General features: G+C 57.1%; 1 protein-coding gene and 3 pseudogenes. All 4 read right to left on the bottom strand.

Annotated elements, in window-relative coordinates; translation table 11 throughout:
• Positions 1-270, bottom strand: a pseudogene (locus VQ02_RS39625) (M23 family metallopeptidase); the annotation flags it as partial.
• A gap of 75 nt (positions 271-345) precedes the next feature.
• Positions 346-786: pseudogene (locus VQ02_RS39945) on the bottom strand (M23 family metallopeptidase); the annotation flags it as partial.
• Positions 783-1166: a hypothetical protein gene (locus VQ02_RS36430; protein WP_245239919.1), complete on the bottom strand. Its 384-nt coding sequence runs from the start codon at positions 1164-1166 to the stop codon at positions 783-785. The pseudogene VQ02_RS39945 and the gene VQ02_RS36430, both read right to left, overlap by 4 nt.
• A gap of 11 nt (positions 1167-1177) precedes the next feature.
• Positions 1178-1451, bottom strand: a pseudogene (locus VQ02_RS38490) (hypothetical protein); the annotation flags it as partial.

Genomic DNA, 1451 nt, shown 5'->3' on the forward strand with positions numbered 1-1451 from the left:
CTTGACCGCGTGGTCCTCCGAGCCGGTCGAACGCTCCGCTGCGGCCGAGATGGAGGCTTGCCGGGACGGGGTATCGGAGCGGGACACGGTCTCGGAGGCTGCACCCTCGTTGGCCCCGGGCGAGCACGTCTTCGGCAGGGTCGTGTCACGCGGCCCACCCGCCATGTCTGGGTACTTGGTCGAGATCGGGATCTGGCGTGGAAGGAACGGCTCGGGGTTGACGTAGTACCAGGCCTGCGGGAGGGCCGACTTGATCGCGTCGGCGGTCATCGGGCTTGCGCCCTTACCGGACCCCATCTTCCAGGCACGACCGTTCGTCCCTGTCGAGGAGAGAGCGCTACCCTTGAGGAGGGTGCCGAGATGGAGGTGAGGAGCGCACTGCCTCATGCCTTCACAGCCCATCGTCCCAACCTGATCTCCAGCGGCGACCCGACCAGACTGCCCTTCCTTGAGTGTTGTTGTGTTCATGTGAAGATACAAGAAACGCGTATCTCCTGAAATTACATCGGCAATTACACCCCCTCCTCTGAATTCGTAATATGAAACTGGACCAGCCGAACCCGAAAATATCTTAGTTCCGGCGCCCTGACTGTTTACGATATCCATACCCTGGTGGTAACCCGCAGAGGCTCCAGGGCGGCCCGTTCTGTTGACACCATACGGCGAGGAAACCCGTTGCCCGCCCGGGCTCATGATATCTGCGGTCAAGCACGTCCCGGCGAGAACCGAGCTACCGGAGAAAACGGTAGAGACCGCACCGAATAATAAGAGCGGCAGCGACTTCATCGTGCACCTCCTTGAGCAGGCTGGCAAAGCTCGTGCGGCGTGTTGTTAAATAATATGCGATTTGGACTCTGTATTAAAACAGAAAATGAGTCATCGTCATCATCTCCCTGAATAAGGTATTTCTCAGGTATTGATTTGTCGTAGTCACACTTTACATTCACCATTAAATATTTACCCTCTTTCTTGATTTTTGAAATGGGGCAACGCCCTTCACCGCCGCCAAGACGTTTGACGATACGATTAGGCTCGATTTTTAAGAATGGGGGATTGCAATTCAAGCCATGATTGGATGACCGGCCCCACTCGCCGAGTGGAAGCGAAAGCTTTTGGGCTTGCGCTGAAACAACGCCGATTAACAGAACCGTGGCAGACAGAAGCACCAAACGACTCATCATTGCATTATTCCCTCAAATCCGGTGCCGGTCGTGGTGCCTGGCTTCGAAGGATAGACAATCGTTGAGGACGTATCCGGCTGGGCCGTGCCCTGCTGCACCACCACCGGCGACACGCTCTGCTGCGTTTGGCTCAAGTTAAGCGCCGAGCCAAACGCCGAGTTCTGGACGTGGCTGTAGGAGCCGATGCCGCTGATGTTCGGGATGGTGATCGGCGAGATCGAGCCGTTGAGCTGCCGGAACAGGTCGCCCGTGATCGAGCTCTGGAAGCTC

The organism is Methylobacterium variabile (genome assembly GCF_001043975.1).
GTDB classification, from domain to species: Bacteria; Pseudomonadota; Alphaproteobacteria; order Rhizobiales; family Beijerinckiaceae; genus Methylobacterium; species Methylobacterium variabile.